We start from the raw sequence: 3,671 nt of genomic DNA on the forward strand, positions 1-3,671 counted from the left end.
GCATAATGATGATTTTACAACTATGGAATTTGTAATTGCAGTGTTGAATATAATTTTTAATAAAAATATAGAGGAAGCGAATAATATAATGATGGAAGTTCATAAAAAGGGTACTGGAGTAGCAGGTGTTTACCCTTATGATATAGCAGTATCAAAAGCAAATAAAGCTATGATGATGGCAAAGGAAGAAGGATTTCCATTTAAACTTACAGTAGAGGGGGATTAACATGGATATAAGTAAGATAGTAAGAGATGTATTACTTAGAGCTTATAGTATAGCTAAGGAAAATAATAGTGAATACGTAACTCCAGAGCATTTACTTTTAAGTGCTTTAGAGGAAAATAGCTTTAAAAATGTAATATTAAGATTAAATGCTGATATAGATGAATTAAAAGGCGATTTAAATAAATATATTGATGAATATATAGATAAACAGGAAGATGGAGAGCCAGAAGAAAGCTATGGTATAAAAAATATATTAATAGTATCAACTCAGCAAGCAGCATTTAGTGAAAGGAACTTTGTAGCATTAGAGCATATAATTTCTGCTTTATATGCATTGAAGGATAGTCATGCTGTTTATTATTTAGAAAAGCAAGGAATAGATAAGCAACAGTTACTATTTGAGTTATCTCATAATAAGTTAGAAGAAGAAAATCTTGCAAAGGATGCAATAAAAATTATAAAAGTAAATAAAGAAGAGCCTTCAAAAGAAAAGAGTATAGTTCATACTTATTGTAGAGAGTTAACAGAGTCTATTGAAGATGATGAATATCCTTTAATAGGTAGAAAGGATATTATTGATAGAACTATCCAAATTTTATGTAGAAGAACTAAGAATAATCCAGTTCATATTGGAGAGCCTGGAGTGGGTAAAACTGCTATTACTATTGGGCTTGCAAAATTAATAAGAGAAGGTAAAGTGCCAGATAAGCTTAAAAATGCTAAGGTATTCTCATTAGATGTAGGTGGTTTACTAGCAGGAACTAAGTATAGAGGTGACTTTGAGGAAAGAATAAAGCAAGTACTAGATGAAATAAAAACTTATGAGAATCCAATAATTTATATTGATGAAATTCATAATATAGTTGGAGCAGGGGCTTTAAATGGTAGTTCTTTAGATGGTGGAAATCTTATTAAAGGGTATTTATTAGAAGGAAAAATTAGATTTATAGGGGCTACTACTTATGATGATTATAAGAAGTATTTTGAAAAAGATAAGGCTTTAGTTAGAAGGTTTCAAGTTATAGAAGTTAAAGAAACTTCAATTAAAGAAAGTATTGATATATTAGAAGGACTTAAGGAAGGTTTTGAAGCTTATCATAATGTTAAATATACAGAAGAAGCTTTAAGTGCGGCCGTTAATTTAAGTTCAAAATATATGAATGATAAATTTTTACCTGACAAAGCTATAGATATTATAGATGAAGCAGGTGCTTTTTTAGATATTAATAGAAAGAAATATAAAAATGGAATAGTTAATGAAGCTGTAATAGAAGAAATAATATCTAAAACTTGCCATATACCTAAACAAGTAGTAGAAAATACAGAAGTTAAATCTCTAAAGATATTAGAAAAAGAACTTAAGAAAAATATTTTTGGTCAGAACTTAGCAGTAGAAGAAGTCACTAAGTGTGTAAAAATGTCTAGAGCTGGCTTAAATGATGAAAATAAGCCAATAGCTTCAATGCTATTTGTAGGTCCAACTGGAGTAGGTAAAACTGAAATAGCTAAGGTTCTATCAAAAACTCTTGGAATTGATTTAGTAAGATTTGATATGAGTGAATATGGAGAAAAGCATGCAGCTGCTAAATTAATAGGATCTCCTCCAGGGTATGTAGGATATGAAGAAGGCGGACTTTTAACTGATACTATTAGAAAGAAGCCTAACTGTGTATTACTTTTAGATGAAATTGAAAAGGCACATCCAGATATCCTAGGAGTATTACTTCAAGTAATGGACTATGCAACATTAACAGATAATAAAGGTAGAAAAGCTGACTTTAGAAATACAATTATCATTATGACATCTAATGCTGGTGCAAGAGATATAGGTAAAAATCTTGTAGGCTTTGGTAGAGAAAGTTTAAATTTAAATGCTATGGATGAAGAGGTAAAAAGAAGTTTTACACCAGAGTTTAGAAATAGACTAGATAAGATTATAGTATTTAATCAAATTACTAAGGAAATGGCTTTAGATATTACTAAGAAAGAAATAAGTAAGTTTAAAGAAAAATTAAAGGAAAAGAATATCGAAATAACAATTAGTAATAAAGTTTTAAGCTATATTAGTAATAAGGGTTTATCTAAGGAGTTTGGTGGAAGAGAAATAAAGAGAGTAATAAACTCAGAACTTAAGACCTTACTTATAGATGAAATATTATTTGGAAAGTTATCTAATGGAGGAAAATGCTCCATAGGATTAAAGGATAATAAATTAGTAATTAAATATTAGAATATATAGAGGAGCTATCTATCAGGTAGCTCCTTTAATACTTTAATGATGCTGTCGCACAAGGACCCAAATTAATTTTTCATTCTTCATTTTTCATTGTACGACAGCACATTTATATTATACAATATAGTAGTATCTATGTACTGATGGGAGGGAAGTAACTTGATTTTAAAATATTTTATTTTAATCTGGGGTATAATAGAGGTTTTAATGGGAGGATTTGTAGCTATAAGAAAGAAACTTTCATTTTTAGAAGGAGTTATAGACAGTTTTTCCTATATAAATAATAAATTTGATATTTCAAAGGTGAAGGATATAAAGAATTTTTCTAGGTGGATTGGAGAAACTGTATTACTAGAAGGTGGTTTATATGTTTTCTTGGCATCTGCTTCTATATATTTTAAATTGAATAACTTTATAGTATTATTATTTATAGCTGTAATTGAAGTTTTTTTCTTTAAGACTATTATAAAAGGGGCTTTAAATTTTATAGAGGAATAATAGAGGATAATATGGAGAATAAGGATTATATATATGAAAACTATTTAAATATGGCAAGAAATTTTGTAAGTAGTAAAGATTATATTAAAGCATTAAAGTTTTATAAAAAAGCCTATAAATTTGATGAAGGACAAAAAGATATTGAATTGATTTTAGATATGGCTTTATTATATGATAAATTAGGATTTAAGGAATTAGCTGAAGAAAAGTATAGAAAAATTATTGAAATTGATTCTAGTGATGCAAGGGCGTATTATGGAATTGGTGTAATATATGATGAGCTAGAAAATTATAAAGAAGCAATAAAATATTACAATCTTGCGATAGAAATTGATAAAACTTATGATAGAGCATATTTTTACTTAGCTAATGCATATGATGAATTAGGGAATAAAGAAGAGGCTATAAAAAATTATAAACTTACTTTAGATTTAGTTCCAAAGGATTTATGGGCAAATGCAAACTTAGGAAGTATTTATGAAGAAATTGGAGATTATAATAAAGCATTATATTATATGGAAAAGGCATTAGAAACTAGTCCTAAGCATTATAAAATATTATATAACATGGGAGTAATATATAAAGCCTTAGGAAATTATGAAAAAGCAGAGTTTTATTATAGAGAGTCAATAAAGGAAGATAAGGAATATTCTTTTAGTTATCTAAACTTATCTATAATATATAAAGAAGCTGGGAAATATAGTAAAGCAATAG

General features: G+C 27.8%; 4 protein-coding genes. All 4 read left to right on the top strand.

Going from position 1 to position 3,671, the window contains the following annotated elements:
* Positions 1-226, top strand: a 226-nt coding sequence (locus E6248_RS14410) for an ATP-dependent Clp protease adaptor ClpS (protein ID WP_316341477.1), incomplete at its 5' end; no start/stop codon positions are given.
* Position 227: 1 nt separating this feature from the next.
* On the top strand, positions 228-2,456 hold the full coding sequence (locus E6248_RS14415; protein ID WP_316341478.1) for an AAA family ATPase: 2,229 nt from the start codon (positions 228-230) through the stop codon (positions 2,454-2,456).
* Positions 2,457-2,618: 162 nt separating this feature from the next.
* The gene (locus tag E6248_RS14420) at positions 2,619-2,957 is read left to right on the top strand and encodes a hypothetical protein (RefSeq protein WP_316341479.1); all 339 of its coding nucleotides are present in this window, start codon (positions 2,619-2,621) and stop codon (positions 2,955-2,957) included.
* 11 nt (positions 2,958-2,968) lie between these two features.
* The coding region (locus E6248_RS14425; RefSeq protein WP_316341480.1) for a tetratricopeptide repeat protein at positions 2,969-3,671 on the top strand (703 nt) is incomplete at its 3' end.

It is taken from the genome of Clostridium sp. (assembly GCF_032552055.1).
Taxonomy (GTDB): Bacteria; Bacillota; Clostridia; order Clostridiales; family Clostridiaceae; genus Clostridium.